The sequence below is a fragment of the Candidatus Chlorohelix sp. genome, assembly GCF_037138995.1.
GTDB lineage: Bacteria > Chloroflexota > Chloroflexia > Chloroheliales > Chloroheliaceae > Chlorohelix.
Map to the genome: position 1 here is coordinate 1 of NZ_JBAXHI010000054.1, position 20,729 is coordinate 20,729.

At 45.5% G+C, this 20,729-nt stretch carries 18 protein-coding genes; all 18 read left to right on the forward strand.

Features of this window, described 5'->3' with window-relative positions; all coding sequences use genetic code 11:
* The first annotated feature begins 721 nt into the window (after positions 1-721).
* The 18 genes from WCK19_RS16610 (at position 722) to cas4 (ending at position 20,414) form a co-directional block, all read left to right on the forward strand.
* Positions 722-2,578: a peptidoglycan DD-metalloendopeptidase family protein gene (locus WCK19_RS16610; RefSeq protein ID WP_342398522.1), complete on the forward strand. Its 1,857-nt coding sequence runs from the start codon at positions 722-724 to the stop codon at positions 2,576-2,578.
* 505 nt (positions 2,579-3,083) lie between these two features.
* The gene (locus WCK19_RS16615; RefSeq protein WP_342398523.1) at positions 3,084-3,317 is read left to right on the forward strand and encodes a hypothetical protein; all 234 of its coding nucleotides are present in this window, start codon (positions 3,084-3,086) and stop codon (positions 3,315-3,317) included.
* Between the two features lie 619 nt (positions 3,318-3,936).
* On the forward strand, positions 3,937-5,433 hold the full coding sequence (gene cas8a1, locus WCK19_RS16620) for a type I-B CRISPR-associated protein Cas8b1/Cst1 (RefSeq protein WP_342398524.1): 1,497 nt from the start codon (positions 3,937-3,939) through the stop codon (positions 5,431-5,433).
* Between the two features lie 32 nt (positions 5,434-5,465).
* Positions 5,466-6,548: a type I-B CRISPR-associated protein Cas7/Cst2/DevR gene (cas7i, locus tag WCK19_RS16625; RefSeq protein ID WP_342398525.1), complete on the forward strand. Its 1,083-nt coding sequence runs from the start codon at positions 5,466-5,468 to the stop codon at positions 6,546-6,548.
* A 14-nt stretch (positions 6,549-6,562) separates the two neighbouring features.
* A complete protein-coding gene (gene cas5 / locus WCK19_RS16630; RefSeq protein WP_342398526.1) occupies positions 6,563-7,315 on the forward strand; it encodes a CRISPR-associated protein Cas5 in 753 nt (250 codons plus the stop codon).
* 13 nt (positions 7,316-7,328) lie between these two features.
* A complete protein-coding gene (gene cas3 / locus WCK19_RS16635; RefSeq protein ID WP_342398527.1) occupies positions 7,329-9,752 on the forward strand; it encodes a CRISPR-associated helicase Cas3' in 2,424 nt (807 codons plus the stop codon).
* Between the two features lie 6 nt (positions 9,753-9,758).
* A complete protein-coding gene (gene cas6 / locus WCK19_RS16640; protein WP_342398528.1) occupies positions 9,759-10,775 on the forward strand; it encodes a CRISPR system precrRNA processing endoribonuclease RAMP protein Cas6 in 1,017 nt (338 codons plus the stop codon).
* Positions 10,776-10,801: 26 nt separating this feature from the next.
* Positions 10,802-11,728 carry a type III-B CRISPR module RAMP protein Cmr1 gene (cmr1, locus tag WCK19_RS16645; protein WP_342398529.1) on the forward strand — a complete coding sequence of 309 codons (927 nt, stop codon included), beginning with the start codon at positions 10,802-10,804 and terminating at the stop codon, positions 11,726-11,728.
* Positions 11,725-13,578 carry a type III-B CRISPR-associated protein Cas10/Cmr2 gene (cas10, locus tag WCK19_RS16650; RefSeq protein WP_342398530.1) on the forward strand — a complete coding sequence of 618 codons (1,854 nt, stop codon included), beginning with the start codon at positions 11,725-11,727 and terminating at the stop codon, positions 13,576-13,578. The genes cmr1 and cas10 overlap by 4 nt, the downstream gene beginning before the upstream one ends.
* Complete coding sequence (cmr3, locus tag WCK19_RS16655; RefSeq protein WP_342398531.1) at positions 13,575-14,705, forward strand: type III-B CRISPR module-associated protein Cmr3; 1,131 nt, start codon at positions 13,575-13,577, stop codon at positions 14,703-14,705. The genes cas10 and cmr3 overlap by 4 nt, the downstream gene beginning before the upstream one ends.
* Before the next feature lie 24 nt (positions 14,706-14,729).
* A complete protein-coding gene (gene cmr4 / locus WCK19_RS16660) occupies positions 14,730-15,587 on the forward strand; it encodes a type III-B CRISPR module RAMP protein Cmr4 (protein ID WP_342398532.1) in 858 nt (285 codons plus the stop codon).
* Positions 15,588-15,605: 18 nt separating this feature from the next.
* Entirely contained in the window at positions 15,606-16,721 is a 1,116-nt protein-coding gene (locus tag WCK19_RS16665; protein ID WP_342398533.1) for a putative CRISPR-associated protein, read from the forward strand.
* Between the two features lie 15 nt (positions 16,722-16,736).
* Positions 16,737-17,108, forward strand: a complete 372-nt coding sequence (cmr5, locus tag WCK19_RS16670; RefSeq protein ID WP_342398534.1) for a type III-B CRISPR module-associated protein Cmr5 — start codon at positions 16,737-16,739, stop codon at positions 17,106-17,108.
* A gap of 3 nt (positions 17,109-17,111) precedes the next feature.
* Positions 17,112-17,921: a type III-B CRISPR module RAMP protein Cmr6 gene (gene cmr6 / locus WCK19_RS16675; protein WP_342398535.1), complete on the forward strand. Its 810-nt coding sequence runs from the start codon at positions 17,112-17,114 to the stop codon at positions 17,919-17,921.
* A 6-nt stretch (positions 17,922-17,927) separates the two neighbouring features.
* Complete coding sequence (csx15, locus tag WCK19_RS16680) at positions 17,928-18,311, forward strand: CRISPR-associated protein Csx15 (protein WP_342398536.1); 384 nt, start codon at positions 17,928-17,930, stop codon at positions 18,309-18,311.
* A 101-nt stretch (positions 18,312-18,412) separates the two neighbouring features.
* Entirely contained in the window at positions 18,413-19,513 is a 1,101-nt protein-coding gene (gene cas1 / locus WCK19_RS16685) for a CRISPR-associated endonuclease Cas1 (RefSeq protein WP_342398537.1), read from the forward strand.
* 2 nt (positions 19,514-19,515) lie between these two features.
* Positions 19,516-19,830: a CRISPR-associated endonuclease Cas2 gene (gene cas2 / locus WCK19_RS16690; protein WP_342398538.1), complete on the forward strand. Its 315-nt coding sequence runs from the start codon at positions 19,516-19,518 to the stop codon at positions 19,828-19,830.
* Complete coding sequence (gene cas4 / locus WCK19_RS16695) at positions 19,827-20,414, forward strand: CRISPR-associated protein Cas4 (protein ID WP_342398539.1); 588 nt, start codon at positions 19,827-19,829, stop codon at positions 20,412-20,414. The genes cas2 and cas4 overlap by 4 nt, the downstream gene beginning before the upstream one ends.
* Positions 20,415-20,729: the final 315 nt, after the last annotated feature.

A 20,729-nucleotide genomic window follows, 5' to 3' on the forward strand; every position in this document is an offset into this window, starting at 1 on the left:
GTGGTTGCAGCCGCAGTGGTAGTCGGTACTGGAGTAACAGTGTTGTCACCGCAAGCTGCCAGTAGGCTGGTTACCATCATAAACAAAGCCATTGCTACATATAGTTTTTTCGGCTTCTGCATGAAATAGTCTCTCCTTCTGTTTCGCATTCTCGGCAGTCAAGGTAAATTACCGAGTTTGCAGTAAAAATAAACAAGTAACAATTTGCAGGTCTTTTATCAAAATTACCTGCTTTTTGCCGAATTATTAAGCGTTCGGCACAGCTAAGTGGATAAAAACCGCGAAGAGAATAGTGCATTATACATCAGAATTTTTTTTTGGCAAAGAATAATCCCATATGTCACAGGGCTGTTGCATAGTGGGAGTGCCTAGTAATGCAGAGGTAGCATGCTATAATAGATTTTTGCTATTGTTAAGCAGCCTCAGATGTTTGGCAAAATTAAAATTCACCTCTTCCAAGATAGGCACACCCCAAATTACAAGGGGTTTGACAATGTGACAGTTTTATTTCTATAATGAAGCATACGTTTAGCATAAAAACTGACGTGGGGTTCTATCTTCAGAAAGCTTGCTCACATCCGTGCAGACGCTTAACTGCTCGAACCCGATACCCGTACTGATAGCATTAGCGGGTAAAGAGTGTAGTACCCTTGCCTTTTCACCGTCCAAGTATTTGCATCACGAGAAAAGGGCAGGGTTAGTAGGAGGTTAGTTCTTAACGGTGTCTCAATATGACAAATCTGACTCCAAAGGTGGTAGTAGCACTGCGGAAGCTCCAAGACCCGAAGAAAATTCCGACAAACAAGATCGTGAACACTTCCATAAATTTGTAAACAGCCCACGCATCGAAGCCCGGCAATTGCTGGATGAAATCGCAGGGGTTGCGCCTAACAAGCGCCACAAATTATCAGACCACTCCACTTTAAGAACTATTCGTAAAATCCTTTTCTCCCCTATCACATCATTGCTATGGCTTCTCCAACTGATTTTACGACCACTTATAAAGCTCGATCTCGCCCTACTTAGTGAGATGCGAAAGTTTCTAAAACACCCCGGTACTTTCTTTTGGTTCAACCGACTTGCGCCAGAAGCAGCGGCGCAACACTTCGGAACAACCTCAACCGAAGAAATGACCCACCATGCCCGTCGTTATGCCGCGCATGTCGCAGTTATGGGCTTGGCATTGGTGGTAGTAGCTGGCGGCGGTTTCAGTGGAGCAGTAAAACAGATTCTTAGTCCCGAAGCGCGTATGCCCGTCAGTGGCGAACTGAAGGACGGCGGCTATTTGACAGTTACCGGAAATATGAAGGGTATCGTGCTGAATAGCCTCGGTACTACTGATGCCGGAACTAAACGAGTCAAAGTGTACACCGTACAAGCGGGCGATACCCTGCGCAACCTCGCCACTCGCAACAATATTAGCCTTGATACTATACTGTATGCCAACCAAATAGATGACCCGGATCAGGAAATTAAGTCAGTCGCGAAACTGGTTATTCCACCCGTTACTGGAATGTGGCACGTAATAACCCGCAGCTCTTTTGAGGTGGATACAATTGCTTCTATAGCGGCGCGTTATAATGTTGACCCCAAAGTCATTATAGACTATGCCCCCAATCAGTTAGCTGGAGTGGACATTAAACAACCCCTCAAACCGGGTAATGATGTTATGGTTCCAGGCGGAGTCAAGCCATTACGCGATAGCCTATTACTTTACAAGGTGCGTGATGGCGAAACAATGCAAGCTATTGCTGATAAATTTGGCATTTCCCGCGAGACCATTGCCATTTTCAACGGACCGGACGAAGCCCCGCTGCAAGAGGTTACACCAGGTCTAGAGATTACCATCTTACCTGTTAGCGGGATACGAGTAAGAGTATTGGCGAACGATAATGTAACAAAAATATCCCAGCGTTTCTTTGTACCGGTGGAGAATATTGTGGGGTTATCCCTCAATAATCTGCAAAGTAAGGATACGCCGCTTACCGTAGGCGATTATTTGATAGTGCCTAACGGCAAAGTTCCGGCTGCTGCTGTCACTGCCCCTCGTTCAAATACCGGCAGTGGTGCAAAGGCAAGCGAGTCGAGCCGTTATGTGTACATACCTCCCGCGCCGAAACCTGTCTCCGCAACCGCTAGTCGCAACCCCTTCGGAGCGCTCTCTGCGCCACCACCGGGTGCGCCCGTAGGTACTACTGGAAGCATGATGTGGCCTATGCGCGGGCTTATCACCACCTATTACGGGCAACGCATCTGGTACGGCATCCATCAGGGCTTGGACATCTCAACATCCGTCAATGCCCCGATTGTAGCCGCTGATGGCGGAGTGGTAATATTTGCCGGGTGGTCGAATGATGGTTATGGGAATATGGTGGAAATAGCCCATAGCAACGGTTTGTACACGCTCTACGGTCACTTCAACTCGGTTTCGGTTCGGGTGGGGCAGCAAGTTGCCAAAGGTCAGCTTTTAGGGCTAGAAGGCAGTACCGGCAATTCAACTGGCCCTCACCTCCACTTTGAAGTGCGTTGGGGAAACATTTACGGTCAAACCTACGACCCACTGCGCTTCTTAAGGTAAGATTTTACTCGAAATATTGATAATATAAAGCTTTAACCCCCTTTCTGCCTTTTAGGAAGGGGGTTATGTTTTGAACAATGGAACCCAAGAATTAAAAAGTTGCATCAAACTGGGGTTATGCTTTCTAGGGAAGCAATGGCTATCGTGGAAGGGTTTCTGGTTCGCCTGCCTAAGTTGCCTAACTGATTTGTTACCCTACCTTGCCCTCCTCTTGATCTGTGTGCGTAATTATTTTTGGTTTCCTTACGCCGCATATTGGTGTGTGTTTGCCTAGCAGACAAGCATGGTGGCGTGGTATCGGCTGAGAATCTAGCGAGAGTCAAGCAGGCGGTGGTGTGGTATTGACGCAACTCGCGCAGGGCTTTTCCGTAACATCACGAGCATAGAAGATGAGAGAGGGAATGGCAACTGACCAACCCGACCTGAGATTGTCGCCCTTTGACGAGGTGCGCTAACATGAGATTGCCGTAGTAATGGGTGAAATCGAACTGAGAGGTACAAGGATATGGCTCTACGCAAACAAGATATTAGCCCTCCAAAGCTGGAATACTACTATGATACGCACCCCACTCAAGAGGACTTAGTAAGCGAAAGCACTTTTCAATCGGAGCTAATCCACTACTTGATAGAGATGTTGTGGTGGTACTATCGTGCCAAGAAATGGTTTATCGTAACCAAGGAGAAAGAGGCGGCGTGGGCAAAGCTACGGGAGTTGGGAATAGACCCTGAGAAGCTGTAACATAGTATCTATCCCTGCTTTTGGCGAGGGTGTTTTGCTATTTTCCCAACGAAACTGACTAATATTTGAACCTTCTTCCCCAATAAAAAGCGTTTGCCAGCAGTAACCATTATCAGGTGGCTTATGGCACGTATGTTAAATGCCCCTACCCCCCACATGTGTATAGTTTAGCAAAAAGGTAGGGCGTAGTGGTTTACTTTAAAGCTTTATGGTGGTAAATTATATACATAACTTGCTGCCAGTGTTTGAAGCGGCATGTACTGGGTGTGGGACACAAATCCCCAAAACGGCGTTACATTAGTGAGTGAAATGGAATTTTAATAGAGGGGCATCAAACCGGTCAAGGAATCTCGGTTTAGCCATAGAGGTAAGCAGAAACGGTGGAAGTTTTGGGCTTATTTTGGGTTGCCTATTCTATACATTACCTGTCTGTTTGCGGCGTTAACCTATAACGGGCTATGTCACAAAATACCCGTTGAAATTCGTGTCGAACTTTGTCGAGATGGTGGGAATAGATATATAAGGAGTACGATTTCGGTTGCTCCCTTGTCTGTCAGGAATTAAACCGAGCAAGTAGCTGATTTTCATGAAAACTATTACAGGCTAGTGAGGAGAGAGAATGAACCCAAGTGATAACGCCGGATTTCACTGGACAGGACACCCGTTTATAGATTTTGGGGTGGAGACTTTATGTATTAAGTGTGGGGCGGCTACGCCGGAAGAACTTACAATAGAGCAAGTGACCGAATTTGCTGAAGAAGTTGCGCCACTATACTTAAACAAGCCTGAACCGTTCAAGTCAGTGATGCAGGCATTCGGCATTAATTTCTTGAACACAAGTTGGACTAGAGAGCAGCAGTTGGATAATGTTAAAAAATATCTTTTGGCTTTTAAAGAGACTCCAAACCCTGAATTACCCATGTGTGCTTTTTTTAAAAGCCCCTCTTCAATAGTTGTAGCGCGGGATGCTTTCCCGATGTTGATGGGTCGAGGTGGAATTAATTTCTACCCGCATGGGCAATCAGGTATTCCAGTAAGCGGACAAGCTCTGACGGCAATTCAGGCGGTTATTTTCGGGGCATTGCGTTCGCAAGGAAAGTTGCTGGTACTTGAAGCGGATGACCCTAACCTGCGACGGGAAGTAATCTGGAATTGGGTTGACATAATTCGCAAGCGGATTGATTTGAGCAAGCAGGGTAAAGAAGCTCACGATTTGGCAGCGCCCAAAACCACATTAATTAATACTCTCCAGAATATAGAGTCTACCAGAAATCAGATCAAAGGTGGTGTGGCGCGTTACGAAGGTGGCGCAAGACTTTATTTGTTTAATAATAGTGGGCAAGGTCCTTCACTTGAGATTATTGCTTTGCCCACGTCTATTTTAGCTTTTATTCAAAACGCGCAAAGACCTGAATATATACACGGTTGGAATGAGATTAGGCGGCGGGGATGGCTCTTGCCCAAAGCCAAAAAAGGCGATGCGATTGTGCCGGAGGATTATGAACCTGACCAGACTCAGCGCATGGGCTTATTCAATCGTTTTTTCACCGATTTATTTAATTTGCCGGAAGGCACTGCTAGGTTCATCCGTAGTTATTTTCTGGGGACACAACGGGCATTGGCGGAGAAATCGCCGCAATGGGAGGATAAGCGCAAGCTATTTGGCAATGAACAAATTAAGGCTATCTGGAATTTAACCGAATTGTTTTTAGAGGAGGTATTGGAAGTGCAAAACGAGCGAATAGAAAATATCAAGGAGTTAGCCGAAGCTTTAGCAGTAATAGTTAATGATGACGCGCCGCGTTACAAGCGGTTTCTGCAAGTGAAACGCAATTGGGGTGAAATTCGACGTTTCTTAATTCAAATTAACCGACGTGAAACCGAGAAGAAACAAGAACCCAAACCGATTTTGAAGCTGGATCAATTTTTGTCGGTTTTTGAGATTAACGAGGATAACGAATACGTTGACTGGGGTGTGGCTTGGGATTTACTCGTGATTCGTCTGATGGAAGTCCTACATGAAAAGTACGATTTCTACAATAAGCACCCAGACGCTATTTTTTCTGCGGCGGACGAAATTGAAGAGACTCAAGAAATGGCTGAGGCAAGAAACTAACCCACATTTTACAAGTAAGGAGAATAGCGGCTATGTCTTTTTTAACTGGCGTAATATTTCTGAATGCTCCAGCAGCAGCGCTTAATAATTCAGGAGCGGACACATCTTCCGGCAATGATAATGCAATCGCGGTAAAAGCAATACAAACTAAAGAGGGAAAATTTCCCTATGTTAGCGCACAGGCTTTTCGGGCTTGGTTGCGTAGCACCTTGGAGCAGCAAAAGCCTTATGGTTGGCAAACCTCCCCAATTGACCGCGAAGGCAAAATCGCCTATACAGACGGCAATCCCTTAGATTATTGGGATGATGATTTGTTTGGCTATATGCGGGCGCAAGGCAAAAGCAAAGAAGCTAAAGCCAGTCGGGAAGCGTTGGTGAGCAAATTAACCAAAACAGAAACTACCATTACACGTGTGTCACCGCTTCGAGTTAGCACTTTTATGTCGATTGCGCCTAATCCTGGTCTGACACAAGATTTTGGAGTGATGGCGCGGCAAGAAGGCAACCCTGTACCGCACGAGCATCAGTTTTACCACGCAGTATTGAAAGGGCTGTTTTCGCTAGATTTATTCGCGGTTGGTACTTTCAGCCATATAGATCGCACCGGCTACCTTAATCTGGATGAAGTAAGAATCGAGTTAGCGAAGCAGAGAGGTTTACAGCATCTAGCGGAAGAAAAGAGCTATCGGCTTGATGATGCAGCGCGGCGCAATCGGGTAGCGGCTTTGCTGGAAGGGCTGGCAATCATATCTGGTGGGGCAAAACAAACGCTGCATTACACCGATATAACACCTGCTATTGTACTGGCAATGGTGACGAAGGGCGGCAATAATCCGTTGCAATATGTTATCACGGCGGATAAAAATGGCTTGCCGATGGTACATCAAAAAGCTTTGGCACAGACAATTGATGCATGGCGCGACCAAATCGAGTCGCCGTTATATGTGGGTTGGGTAGAGGGTTTTTGCGATGACCAGCGCGAGGCTCTGGTAAAAATATTAGGCGACGAGGTTGTAGCGAAATTGCCCAAAGGCTTTGAGATAGGGCATCCACGCCAGATTTTGCAGAAAATTGCAAATGAATTTAAACAACCTGGCAATAACTGGCTAGAGTAGGAAAGAGGTTTTATATGAGGGTATTAAAGGTGGAACTGGAAGGAACTACTACTTCCTTCCGCTACCCGCATTTTTTGGTGGGGCGGCAGCCTAGTATGCCGCTCCCTCCCCCTGCTACTATTTACGGGCATATTGCCAGCGCTCTTGGTGAATTTCCTGATCCTGCCGAATTGCAATTTGGCTATTGTTTTACTTATGCAGGGCGTAGCGACGATTTGGAAACGCAGCATATTGTAAGCGTTTCTACTGGCAAAATAGATAAGAAGTGGGGTTATATCAAGAATTTGGAGGGGAGTATCAATCCCTCTAACCGTGAGGTTTTGCTCTTTCCAAAACTAACTCTGTATATCAAGAGCGATAATCTGGATTTTTATGAGGCGCGATTCAGGCAACCGCGATATGCGGTAGTGTTGGGACGTTCCCAAGATTTGGCTACTTATACAGGGGTCACACAGATAGATTTGGTTGAGAGTGTGAGCGGTTATTTTGAGGGAACTTTGCTATCCAATAGCTTCCGCAAAGAACGTACCAATGCCGGGAGTTTGATGCAGATGCCTCGCTTCATTAATCCCGAAAACCGACAAGAAGTAGATTGGGAAATGTATCTGGTGATTGAAAAGCCTGTATTCACCAGCGACGCTCCAAATGACAAACGCAGTAGTCAAAAAGTGTGGTCAGGTGATATTTCATTTTTGGTTGACCCGGATGCTGGATTGGTCAAAAAGAATCAGTCCCGCATCGTAACATTCCATAGTTTTATGGGATAGGGAATGCCTCTTTATGGTTAATATTGCCGATAATATTTGGGCTAAATCACCTTGGGGTACAAATACCAGAGGTGAATCTCTGGATAACCATACATGCCAGCTTATCCATAAATTTATGGAGTTATATGGGCGTACGCCTATGCTGGCAAATATAGTAGAAGAGCCTTGCTTCTGGCAGCGGGTGTTTTGGGCTTGTTTTTTGCACGATTTTGGGAAGGTAGCCGCAGGATTTCAAGCTCAATTGCGAAATGAGGTTTTGTGGGGGCATCGTCACGAAATTTTATCGCTGGCATTTTTAAGCTGGGTGTGTAAGCCGGATAGCGAAGATTATGCTTGGATAGTAGCGGGAATTGCGGCACATCATAAAAATGCCGGGATAGACACACCCACCGGGAGAACTATTTTTGGATCTTACTACCCTGTGGGAGTGAATGATAAACCTAAAACATTGAGTAGTTTGCAGCGTATGGTTGAGGGCGAGCATGGTAATGGGGTAAGTCAAACCGATTTAACAGATATGGCGAACATTTTGCAAACTCGCGTCCCTGAATTTATCCAGAAATACTCTTTGACCACATTAGGAGTGGCATATGACAGCAATATTCCCGATATACTTGATAACTCTCGGTTTGTGCAAGAAGCGCCAGAAGTAATTTTTGAGGCTCTTTGCATGTATCAAGATTTAGTATTGGATATAAAACAGGATTTGAGAAAACGCAAAGGAGCGTCCCTGCTTAATCGGCAGGCAATCGCTTTGCGCGGGATGGTCTTGTTGTCGGATCGGTTGGCAAGTAGCGGGGCGGAGAAAATCGTTCCAGCGGATTTGCCGCTCGCCGCCGTTATCTTGAATGGGCAAAACGGGCATCCGCATCAGAATGCGGCAGCAAAGGCTCACGGCTCAATTATTATAGCTGCGCCTACCGGGAGTGGCAAGACAGAAGCGGCTTTGATGTGGGCGCATAAGCAGCAAGAAATTACCGATTTGCACCCATGCCTGATTTACATTCTGCCTTATCAAGCCAGCATGAACGCAATGCAAAAACGACTCGCCAACACCCTTTATGGCAAAGATATACTACCAGAAGATATTGCCTTAATGCACGGGCGCAGCAGTCAGGTATTGTACAAGCAATTGACCAGTATGGGCAGTAACCCCCAAGAAGCCGCAAAGGGGGCGAAGCGGGCGAAGGCAATGGCAGGTTTGTATCAACCTAGCGTCTGGGTAGCTACGCCCTATCAACTTTTGAAAGCAGCTTATCGCTTGCCGGGTTACGAGATGCTTTTCACTGCTATTGCAGGGGCAAGGCTAATTATTGATGAAATTCATGCTTATGACCCTCAGCGATTAGGCATGTTTATTGGTTTGCTGGCTTACTTGAAAAAGTATTGGCAGGTGGAGGTTTGCGCGATGACGGCAACAATGCCTTCATGGTTAAAGGACTTGCTCATAGAGAAGCTTGAAATTAAGGCTGCCGAAAATTTGGTGCAACCACCTGATGAACTGTTCGCGTATTTTAGCCGCCATATTTTGCATCGCAAAGAAGGCACATTGGGTAGTCCGGCAGTATTGGATTTTATTGTGGAGCAGTACAAGGCGGGGAAGTCGGTGCTGGTGTGCGCTAATACGGTGAAATCCGCGCAAGAAACTTTAACACGGCTAAGGGGTTATATTCCTCAAAAAGACAAAGTAATGTTGCTGCATAGCCGTTTTACCGGAGAAGACCGCCAAAATAAAGAGCGCGAGATTATAAGTAAAACCAACGCTGCTAAGACTAACCCTGAACCACTGATAGTAGTGGCAACACAAGTGATAGAGGTTAGCCTAGACCTCAGCTTTAGCACCATTGTAAGCGAACCAGCCCCCCTTGAGGCTTTGGCGCAACGTTTCGGGCGGGTTAATCGGAGGGGTAATGCCAGTACGCCGCGTGCGCCTGTGTATGTTCTAAGCAACACTCAAAACGATGAAATCAACGAAAAGATTTATGACTCAGACCTTCTGAAAAAAACCAGTGACCTTATTGAGCGTGAAAGCGACAAGGAGATTGATGAGCGGCTTTTGTCACAGTGGTTAGATGAGATTTACGGGGATGATTTGAAAGCGCATTTCACTAAAGAGGTACTAGCGGCAGAGAAGAGTTTCCGGGAGGCTTGTTTGAATACTTTGCGTGCTTTCGATTCAGATGATGACCTTGAAAAATCTTTCGATGAGCTTTTTGACGGCACAGAAGTATTGCCTATTTCCAAAGAGGTTGAGTATAAGCACTTGTTGGAAACAGAGTCAGCGTTGGCTGCCAGCCGTTTGTTAGTACCGATTAGCTGGAAACAATTTCGGAGTCAGCGCGACAAAATTCAAAAGGATGACAGTACCCAAGTTTATGTAGCTGATTTAGCGTATGATTTTGACACTGGCTTACAACTTTATGGAATAAGGGAGTAAGAGTCAATGGTTAGTGAGGTAGCAGCCCCAACAGAATTTTCGGCTCAGGTGTTCGAGTTCCGATTCGAGGTGGCAGAGCGGGTGGTGTTGAACCAGCATAAGGGGGCGGCGCTGCGTGGGGCGTTATTCCACGCTATCCGCAAGGTGGGATGCAGTTGTCTGGAATTGACTTCCTGCCGCCCTTGCCCGTTGGTGGAGGCTTGCCCGGTTTCTTTTCTGCTGGCTACTGTGGATGATGACGGCAAACGTGGCGGGGATGTACCACGCCCATTTGTGATTAACCCGCCACTCGAAGCTAAAAATATCTATGAGGTGGGCGATACCTTCAATTTCGGCTTGACTCTTTTCGCCCGTTCGGTGAAATTCCTGCCCTATCTGGTGGTGGGGCTACAGCAAATGGAGCGCGAAGGGCTTGGAGTAAAGTACGAATCTTCTCCCGGACGCTGGCGACGCGGTTCGCTACGGTTACGCAATATAGCGGCGTTGAATCCTTTGAGCGGTGAGGAGCAAATCCTATTCAAGATTGGCAACCGCGCGATTGAAGCGCCCAATAAGCCTACTACCCATTCTGAAGTTTTGGCAATAACGAAAAGCAACGGGGCTGATCAAGTGTACAAGCTTCGCTTTAATTTCCTCACGCCTACCCGATTGATAAAGGAGGGTAAACCGCTCTCTCGACCCGATTTGCCGATTCTGACACAGCGTTTGGTAGAGCGGCTGAGCAGTTTGTCGTCTGAATACGGCAAGCATGAGCTTGTGCTGGATTATGACTCTTTGTTGCGAGAAGCTTCGGAAATGACTTTGGTGGAAGATAGAACTTACTGGGGTGAAGTGCGTAGTTACAGTAATCGGCAGCAGCAAGATTTATCTCTGTCCGGCTTTATGGGAGAAGTAACCTATCTTGGGCGGGCTGGTAAGCTAATACCACTTCTACTTTGGGGGCAACTTACCCATGTCGGCAAGGATGCGACTAAGGGGAACGGGTGGTATTCGCTAATTGCAAAAGAGTTGTCGCAAAGCTGAATATTATTACCATAAAAAGGAGAGTTATGTATAAATTTACAGTAAAAACAACTTCAGCCCTGTTTATGCATGGTGCAAATAAGGAAGCGGAATTAAGACCGCCTTCAATCAAAGGGGTGATGCGCTACTGGTATAGAGCTATTGCGGGCGCTTACTTTGAACCTGATGAGTTAAGGAAGAAAGAAGCTGAAATATTTGGCACTACTGATACAGGTTCAAAGCTAACTGTACGGATTGTTGAAAATAATTCCATAAGATTTGAATCAAGAGATTTATTGCCCCATAAAGCGGAGAGAAATAGAAGGTCGCCAAGCCAATCCATAATAGCCGGAAATACTTTTGATATTACTTTGCAAAGTTATCCACCGGGCAGCCCTGAGCCAGACGCAGCTGCTTGGGCATTGTGGGTGGCGCTCAATCTGGGCGGTTTTGGTCAAAGAGCTAGGCGTGGGGCGGGAAGTTTACAGCTTGTTTCGGTTGCGCCTGTAATACAAGGAATGCCCAATACCCCGCCAAAATTCCCTGAGATTACAGCGATAAGAGAGTGCCTCCAAACTGGTTTGGACGCGGCAATAAAAGTAATCTCCAAAGGCGGGCAAGTCAGAAATCTAAGGGAATTTGAAGATTTCCCAATTCTAGATTATGAATGTGCGCGGGTTTATGTCAGAAAGTTGGAAGCAAAGAGTGAAGAAGAAGCCCGCCGTAAACTTATGGAGCAATTAAGACCCTATAAAAATCCAATATTTGGTTTGCCTTATATGATTCCCGCGACTGGTGAAGAAAGGCGTAATGGCAGATTTGCGTCACCGTTACATCTTCACCTTGTGCCTCTTCAGGAAGGGATGGCTCTGATACAGACCGTTTTATTTAACGGTGAGTTTGAGAAGAATAAAAATAAGCTGATTAATTATTTGGAAGAAAAGGGTCATAAATTCATCGAGGTAGAACTATGACACAACAAGCGCTCTTGCTGGTTTCGATTGGACCGGTGCAGGATTTTATTGCAGGCGCACGCACCATCCGGGATTTATGGGCTGGAAGTTATGTTCTCTCATTTCTGGCACAAAAAGCTCATTCGGTTTCTTTGGAAGCTGGGGCTAAGCCTGTGTATCCTGCTCAAACAAGCTCATCCGGTTTGGGGCTTTCTGCTTCTTTCCCTAATAAATTTATTGTAAGGGTGGATTTTAACCGAGCCGAAGAGTTGGGGAATCTTGCGGAAAATAGTGTTCGGCAAGGTTGGAAAGATATTGCTAACAGTGTAAAGGAAATGTTGGGTAATTATCCTGATAAAAATGTTTGGACTGGTTGGGATGCCCAAATTGAGAATCTGCTGGAAATATATTGGGTATGTATCTCGTTGCCGTCCGCTCAAAACCTAAACGAAGTTGCAATTGATTATAAAACCTTTGCGGAACTTAATTTAATGCTGGACGGGCGTAAGAAGTTGCGTGATTTTGAGTCTTATCAGGGGGATGCCCGCGAAAAAGATACGCTGGATGGTTTTTATGAGCAGATGGGTCCTGTAAATTCCAGCCGTGCTGCTACAGCTGAATTTTGGAATAAACTCGGAGATTGGCTTGCAAAGCAAGGGACAATTGCGCGAGTGGCAGAAAATGAACGCCTTTCCGCGATTAATTTGAACAAAAGATTTGCTTGGGATTGCTATTTCAGATATTTAGACCTTTCAGTAGAAAACTTCTCGTTACCATCCACTTCCGACATAGCAACAATTGCGTGGAAACAGGCTGTTTCAAAAATTGCCTATGCAAACTCTGTGGTTAATGAGGCAAAGAACCGTTTTATTGCGGCACTACAGCCTTTCTTAAAAGAGATAAATGAGCCGGGACAATACAACACATTTGAAAAAATAGACGGCATGTACTTTTATCCTGAAAGTTTGGATGAATCGTCCGGTAATTTAGCTCGATGGTCGCCTTTAGCCCGCGATTCAGCTAGGCATGCCCGTCCTCTTTTGAAGGCTTTCTTTGCTGAAATCGCGAAAATTGACTCAAGCGTGGCTTCCCCATCCCGCTACTATGGGATATTGAAGCTAGATGGCGACAACATGGGCAAAATCCTGAGTGGTGAGGAGGTTGTTTCGGGTAAGCCTCCCAGAAAACCAGAAGTTATTAGCCAACTGCTCTTAAAGTATACTCAAGACATCACCAAAATTGCGGCAGATTTTAACGGTATTGTGGTGTACAGTGGTGGAGACGATGCTTTACTTCTTCTGCCAGTAGCTACCATTTTAACCTGCGCTCAGAAATTAAAAGAAGCCTTTCCGTTAGATGAAACCACTATAAGTATGGGCGCCGCAATTGCCCATCACAAGCAACCGCTACAAACTGCGTTACAAGCAGCCCGACTAGCAGAAGAAACTTCTAAAGAACGTTTTGGGAGAGGCGCGTTAACTCTTTCTGTTCTGAAGCGATCCGGTGAAGAACTATCGGCGGGCTGTAACTGGACGGTAGAGGTTCAAGAAAACGGCGAGCTATTCGAGGCTTTTGAAACGCTGAACGAGTTTATCCAGCAATTGAGACTGGGTGCAGTTTCGCCACGTTTGCCGCATAACCTATACCGAGAAACGGTACGACTGTATGAAGATAAGGGGGAAAGTGTTATCGGCTCAACTGAGATATTAAAAAGTGAATTTATCCGTTTGTTTAAACGACATTGTGAGGTCTCGGAACTTGACAAGTTAAGAGATAAACTCGCCGTCAGGTTATTGCAGGGTGATTTTGGGAATTTTTGCAACTTGCTTTTAGTTGCAACCTTTCTGGCAAGGGGAGGAGCAGAGGAATGAAGCTTTTTTTCCAACCTTCGGATTTTCTTTTTTTTCGCGATAATAAACCCTTCGCAGCTGGGGAGAATTACGGCGGCAAGTCCAGAGAACTACCACCACCTTCGGTTTTATATGGGGCTATAAGGACATGGCTATTGCAGGATAATGATATAGCTTTGGATAAATTTGGGCGACTTGGAAAGCTCGCCGACATTTCCGATCCGGTCATTCGGGTAACAGGCACCAAAAGCGAGTCCGGTACTTTACAGATTAAAGGACCCTTTTTTGCTAACCAAAAGCCCGCCGGGGTGGAATCTTACTTTCCACAACCGTTAGACCTTGTCAAATATAAAGCTACTAAGGCAAGCAGCGATAAACCCTTCTTCCGGTCTTTACAGCCAAAAAAACTAGATAATTATTTGGCTAACTGGCGGGGTCTCAACTTATCGCCGCTTCTTCCTACTGGAGAGTTAGCGGATGATGAAGTTACCGGCGGCTTTTTATCCAAAGTAGCTTTGGAAGCCTATTTGGAAGGGCGTAGTATTGCTCGAATAAATACTATAGATGCCATGATAGAGTCCGAAAGCCGCATAGGCATCGCTGTCGGTAAAGAAGGCGTTACGCAATCGGGTCAATTTTACACCTTGCAAGGCAATCGTTTTGTAGATGGCTATGGGCTTGCCGTAGATATTGAGGGCTTGAACGGCATTAATCTGGCTACTCAAGGCTTAAGACAATTGGGCGGGGAGCGTCGTTTTGGGTTTCTCACCGAAATAGCTGATGAGATTGCGCCACAAGCACCGGAGATTATTGGTAACAAATTTAAATTGGCGCTGGCAACACCTGCTATTTTTGAGGGCGGTTGGCTTCCTAGCTGGATAGACCGTACAAGCGGCGAGGGAAGTTTTTCAGGTTTGAAAGTCCGTCTTGTTGCAGCAGCAGTTGGGCGTGCCGAAACCATCTCAGGTTTTGACATGGCTCTTGGACGACCTAAGCCTATCCGTAAAGCTGTGCCTGCCGGTAGTGTGTATTATTTTGAGTTGCTTGAAGGCGCCGCAACTGAGATTGTTAATATTATTCATAACCAAACTATATCTGACGAACTAGCCCACGCAGGTTTCGGACTAGCGTTTGTGGGTAGCTGGTAATTCTTGGAAAAGGAGAAATCTATTATGTCTGAAGCGGGAACACTTGCCTTTATTTACGCTGAAACTCCCCTACACCCCGGCACTGGCTCTAGTCTTGGCGTGGTTGACCTTCCGGTGCAGAGAGAGCGTACCACTAATTTTCCGACCATTCAAGGCTCTTCGTTAAAAGGAGTTTTGAGGGCGCAAACTGAGGATGAAACCGCTAAATCGTTATTTGGTCAGCAGGAACAAGCCGGATTGCTCTCTTTCTCTGACGCAAAGCTCCTACTTTTTCCAGTGCGTTCCCTCAAGGGTGTTTTTACTTGGATTACCTGCTCTGCTGTGCTGGCACGTTTGGTTCGCGACCTTTCCGCTTTGCAAGTAGCAGTGGATTGGAAAGATATACCGGATGTAGTTCAAGGCAAAACGCTGGTTACAAATACCTCTGATTTGGTGATACAAGGTAATTCGCAACAGGTGGCTTTAGAGGAGTATCTATTTACGCCTGAAACCTCTGAGTGGGCATCTAAAGTGGCAGCGTGGTTGGCGAAAAATGCCCTGCCTGCTACTGACGATTTCGTTTGGTGGCGCAGCAAACTACAAAAAAGCCTGATAGTTTTACACGATGATGATTTTCGGGATTTTGTGACGACTGCCACCGAAGTTGTAGCCCGTACCGCTCTTGATGCGAAAACCAAAACGGTGAAAAATGGGGCGTTATGGTATCAGGAATTTTTGCCTGCTGAAACTCTTTTCTATTCGGTTGCTTTCGCGCAGAGTCGTAATCAAGGCGCTAAAGGTTCGGAGGTTTTGCAACAGTTCAAAGACCTGAAAATCGAACGCATCCAAATAGGCGGTGATGAAACTACCGGAAAAGGCTTTTGCAAAGTCCGGTACTTATAAGTTTAGCAGGAGAACTTGATGAGAACATTTATCTGTACGGTAGGCACTTCGCTGGTGGAAAACGATGGGGTTGATTCCGGCTATGTGCAAGATTTGGATAATGCATCGGTGGATGCCAACCCGCCTGCCGCAAACAAGGTGAAAGAGTCCATTCGCAAAGCTATCAAAAATGCCGATACCCGCGATAAAAAGCTTGCGCTTTCCGCCGAAATAAAAAGCCTACTTTCCGCCGAGATAGCGGCTTCAGACGAGGTTGTTTTGTTACATAGCGATAATAAGCTAGGGCAGGTCTGCGCCGAAATGCTCAAGGAAATATTGGAATTGGATAAGTGGGTCGGATGTTCTGTGGATGTTAGAAGAATCTCTGATTTACAAGTCCAAAACTTCGAGAGAATGAACAAGAAAGGTATTAGAAACCTATACGAAGTTGTTATCGGTCTTATTAAGGCTAAAGGGGGAGAATATAACAAAAATATTATTCTCAACATTACAGGGGGTTATAAAGTAGTAGTACCCTACCTCACTATCTTGGGTATGCTTTACAACTTCAAGATTATATATATTTTTGAAAATAGCAACGAGCTAATAACACTCCCTGCCTTACCGATAAAATACGATGAAGAGCTATTGTTAAGCGCAGAAGAGTTTCTAAAGAAACTTTTTGCCGATGGATTACTACCTGCTGATACTTTTCCCAAATACCTCGAACAGCGTCGGGATGAATATATCCCTGCTATTATTATTGAGTCTGATGGTGAGTTAATGCTGTCCGCTTTTGGTGAGTTGCTTTACCAACGTTTCGTTCAGGATTATCCTGAAGATTTGCCAAAATGCAAAGAAAAGCCAGAAGAGAAAAGATTGGCTTTTAAAGATGGCGAGGATAAACCGCCAATAGTAGCATTGGCAAGGCGGCTGATATTAAGCCCGTTTGTTTGTGAGATTGTCAATTCAATACCCTTTCATCCCGGTGAAATTAATCGAATTAGACCAAATCAAAATTTTGAGAATGGTCTGGTTGAAATCGTGCTACCTAAAACGGACAAAGGGTTAGGTATGGTTATTCGCACTACAGGACGTAATCCTGCTGAAACCAAACAAATTGCAGACCTTTTAGCAAAACAATACAAGTGGTAGATTAGGAGAAAATATATGCCAAGCGCTATCAAAACTTTGGAGCAGGAGCGTGCTGCAAAAGCGTGGGATGATGTAAAAGAAGTCGGGCAGAATAAAGAGTATAAGGGTCTGGTGAAAAGCGCACCCGCAATGATTATTACCAATGGGCTGATGCAAACGCTGGCTTTTTATGAGGCAAAGGACAAACCACATCACCGCTACCTAGACAAGCACATCTCTCGTTGGGTAAACAATTCTTTGAAGCTAGGGTCGCCGAATTTGAGCGAACGTCTTCGCAATGGAGACTCTAATTTGCTCAGGTTGGCTACTAACGAGACGCTGGCTTATTTGCAATGGCTGCGCCGTTTTGCCGAATCTCAAATTGAAGGCGATGGGGAGGGTAATTAACTTATGTCTTATCGACCTAACCCGCCAGTAACCGAATATTTGGTACTGGAAAAGTTACAGGACACTGCTAAAAAGCCTCCGAGCAGCGCAAATCCTGCCCTTGTTCTGGATAAATATGTTGGCTGGGCTACCAATAATAGAGGAAAGCGTGAGGTGGATAAGAATTGGCTGAAATCAGTTTTTATTGACCACTATCGTTCTATGTTAGGAGCAAGAGACGGTGAATATAAAGCGGCTTATCAAGCCTATTACAAACGCTGGACTACAATGTTGAGTGGATACAATGCCAACCAGCGCGTGTTGAAAACCGTTTGGAGATTAGCGGTTCACTTAGGGCGTACCAGCGTTATTGAAAATGGCACTATCGCCCTCCAGCATTCGTTGGGCTTCCCCTTTATACCCGGACAGAGTTTGAAGGGTTTAGCCAGAGCTTATGCCGAAATGGTCGCTCTCAAGGATAATCCGGCTGAGCTTTTGCGCTTGTTTGGTGACCAGAAAAGCGAAGGCAGCTTGATTTTCTTCGATGCCATTCCGGATGGGCTTCCAGAGCTTGAGCTTGATATTCTCAATCCCCATTTTCCTGATTATTATTCCGGGAAAAAGAAATTACCTACCGATGACCAAAACCCGGTTCCGGTTAACTTCCTTACCGTTGCCAAAAACAGCCGCTTTCTTTTTGGAGTTGCCGCTACGGCAGTGGCAAAACCGGGCGATTCTGAACAGGGCATTGACTTACTGTGCAATGCTTTGGAAGAGTTGGGGGCAGGCGCAAAGACAGCCGCCGGTTATGGTCAATTTCAGAGAACAAAATAAAGTGTTATGCTACTAATTAATTTTTCGCATCCTATATCTGCTTCTCAGAAGGAGCAGATAGAAAAAGTTATCGGTCAAGAGATTGAGTCAATGCTTGCTGTGCCGGTTCATCTTGACCTCGAAAAGCCTATGGCAGCGCAAGTTGATGTCGTGCTGGAGAATTTGGGTATTTCTTTGCAAAGTCTCCAGCAGCAATCTGTGTTAATTATTCTACCCGGTTTCTCCCCTCTTGCCGCATATTTACTTACAGTATTTCATGGAATACTTGGCTATTTCCCTTCTATAGCAATTCTGAAGCCTGATTTGGATTCAGTAATAACCGATTTCAAATTAGCTGAGATATTAAATTTGCAAGCTTTAAGGAATAATGCTCGCTCAAAAAGATTCTAAATAAACTAATTTCTATATTTTTGTCGAACTTTTGCTTTCCGGCGGGAACATGATTCATGTAACGCCGGATTTTTATTTTTGCAAAAGGAGTGTGACATACTATGGCTACAAATCATATTATCTCCAAAGTTACTGTTGACTCGTTTCTCGATGATGAATTGCTGGAAAAAATCAAGCCTGTTACCGAGCTTTTAGTAGATGGTTGGGGAACTTTTATCAGCAAACACAGCGAGCGTCTGATTGTTACGCGCAAAGGACAGTCTCCACAAGAAGCCTCGCTTTCTACTCTGCAAGCGGTTTTTATCTCCGGGCAAGGAGTCAGCCTCAGTAGCGATGTGGTGGAAGAATGCGCCAAACGCGGTATTCCGATCCACTTCCTCGATTTCAGCGGCAAGTCCTTAGCCGGTCTTTATTCCTCCCAACTTACTGGCACCGTCAAAACCCGTCGCGAACAGCTAAAAGCCTATTCCGATGAGCGGGGGGTTACTCTGGCTAAAGCCTTTGCATCCGGAAAAATCCATAACCAAATTAATCTGTTGCGCTACATGTCCAAGAATCGGGCGGGTAAAGACCCATTGTTGGTTGATGAACTCAAACAGACAGCGGCAGATATGGAGGCGCTTTCCGATGAGTTAAAACGGCTAACTGCTACCAATATCGACTCTATTCGGGAGCAGGTACTTTCCCTAGAAGGACGTGCAGCGGTACTTTATTGGGAAAAGGCGCGACGGTTGTTGCTAGTGGAAGCCGGTTGGGATAGCCGTGAGGGGCAGGGGGCTACCGATTTGGTAAACAGTCTGCTCAACTATGGTTATGGCATCCTTTATTCACGTATAGAGAATGCCCTACTGTTGGCAGGTCTCGATCCATACGGAGGCTTTACTCACACTGATCGCCCCGGCAAGCCCAGTCTAGTTTTTGATTTGATAGAGGAATTTCGTCAGCCCGTAGTGGATAGGGTAGTTTTTGCTTTACTAAACCTGAAAACGAGCTTGCAACAAGATGAAGCCGGATTGCTGTTACCCGATACTCGCCGTTTATTAGCAAAAAAGATACTGGAACGGTTATCTGAGGGACGGGAGTCATATGAGAGTAAAAAACAAACTCTCCAGTATATTTTATTCAATCAGGCGCGTCACTTAGCAACCTATGTTAGAGGTGATTTGGGCCATCCCTATACTCCTTTTGAATGTAGGTGGTAATTATGATAACTCTCTTTTTGTATGACATCACTTCTGACCGCATCAGAGGCAAAATTGCTCAGATTTGCCAAGATTACGGTCTGAAACGCATCCAATATTCTGCTTTTCTGGGCGATATTACTGCCAATAAGCAGGAAGAATTGTGGTTAAAGTGTCGCCGCAGGCTGGCAGAGGAAGAGGGGAATCTGATGTTATTCGTGTTAAATCAGCAAGATTTGGCACGTTCTCGTAAATATATCAGTAAGGGGGCAGAAACTAAGCCTGTCTTACTTGTGGAGCCAACTAACCCGCCATTACTATCGGAGAATAACATATGAAATTCACAATCACAGTTAGCGATTTACGACAGTTTGAATATTGTCAGCGTATTGTCTATTTTTCCTATTGCTTGGGTTTATCTCGCCGTCGTCCTACCACCTATAAGATGGAGGAAGGGAGTTTGTTGCACGAACAGGTAGCCGAACTGGAGGAGCGGCGTTCTTTACACAGCTATGGTTTGCAGGAAGGGGAGCGTCATTTTGATGTGCGTTTACGCTCGGAAAAATTGGGGCTTAGTGGTTTGCTGGACATGCTGATTATAACTTCCAAAGAAGCAATTCCGGTGGAGTTTAAAAACTCTTCTTCAGCCGAAGTTGGCGCAAATCACAAGGCACAGTTAGCGGCGTATGCCTTGTTAATTGAGGAGCAAAGGGGTGTTTCGGTCAGTCGGTCTTTCATTCACTTTATTCCGGCGCGGCAATCAATCGAGGTAATTTTGGAGCAGCACCACAAGAGCGCGGTTCTACTTAATCTTGAGCGGATACGCCATATGGTGGAGCGCGAAAATATGCCCGAAGCCACCCTAGCGCACGGGCGTTGTACTGACTGCGAATTCCGCAATTTCTGCCCAGATGTGTGGTAAATCAAACAAATCTGTGTTAGAATAGCTCCCAGAAGCCATTTAGAGGGGGTGTTTCGCAAACCCCCTCCAAAATTGGCGAAAACTAGGTAATGGTTCGGATAATTTCGAGAAAATCATCCGTTTTGAGTTCAAAAGATTTTCGCAAACCTCACGCTCAAGCCATGCAGAAAATAGGTTTGCGAAAATAGGGGCAGTACGAGGGAATTTTGGGTGAAAATGCTCACGCTAGGAAGCCTTTTAAGGGGCTTGAAAGCCTTTCAAAGGTTAAATCATAACACCCATTCTTTTTCCGAAGCACGCTCCTACATTCCAATT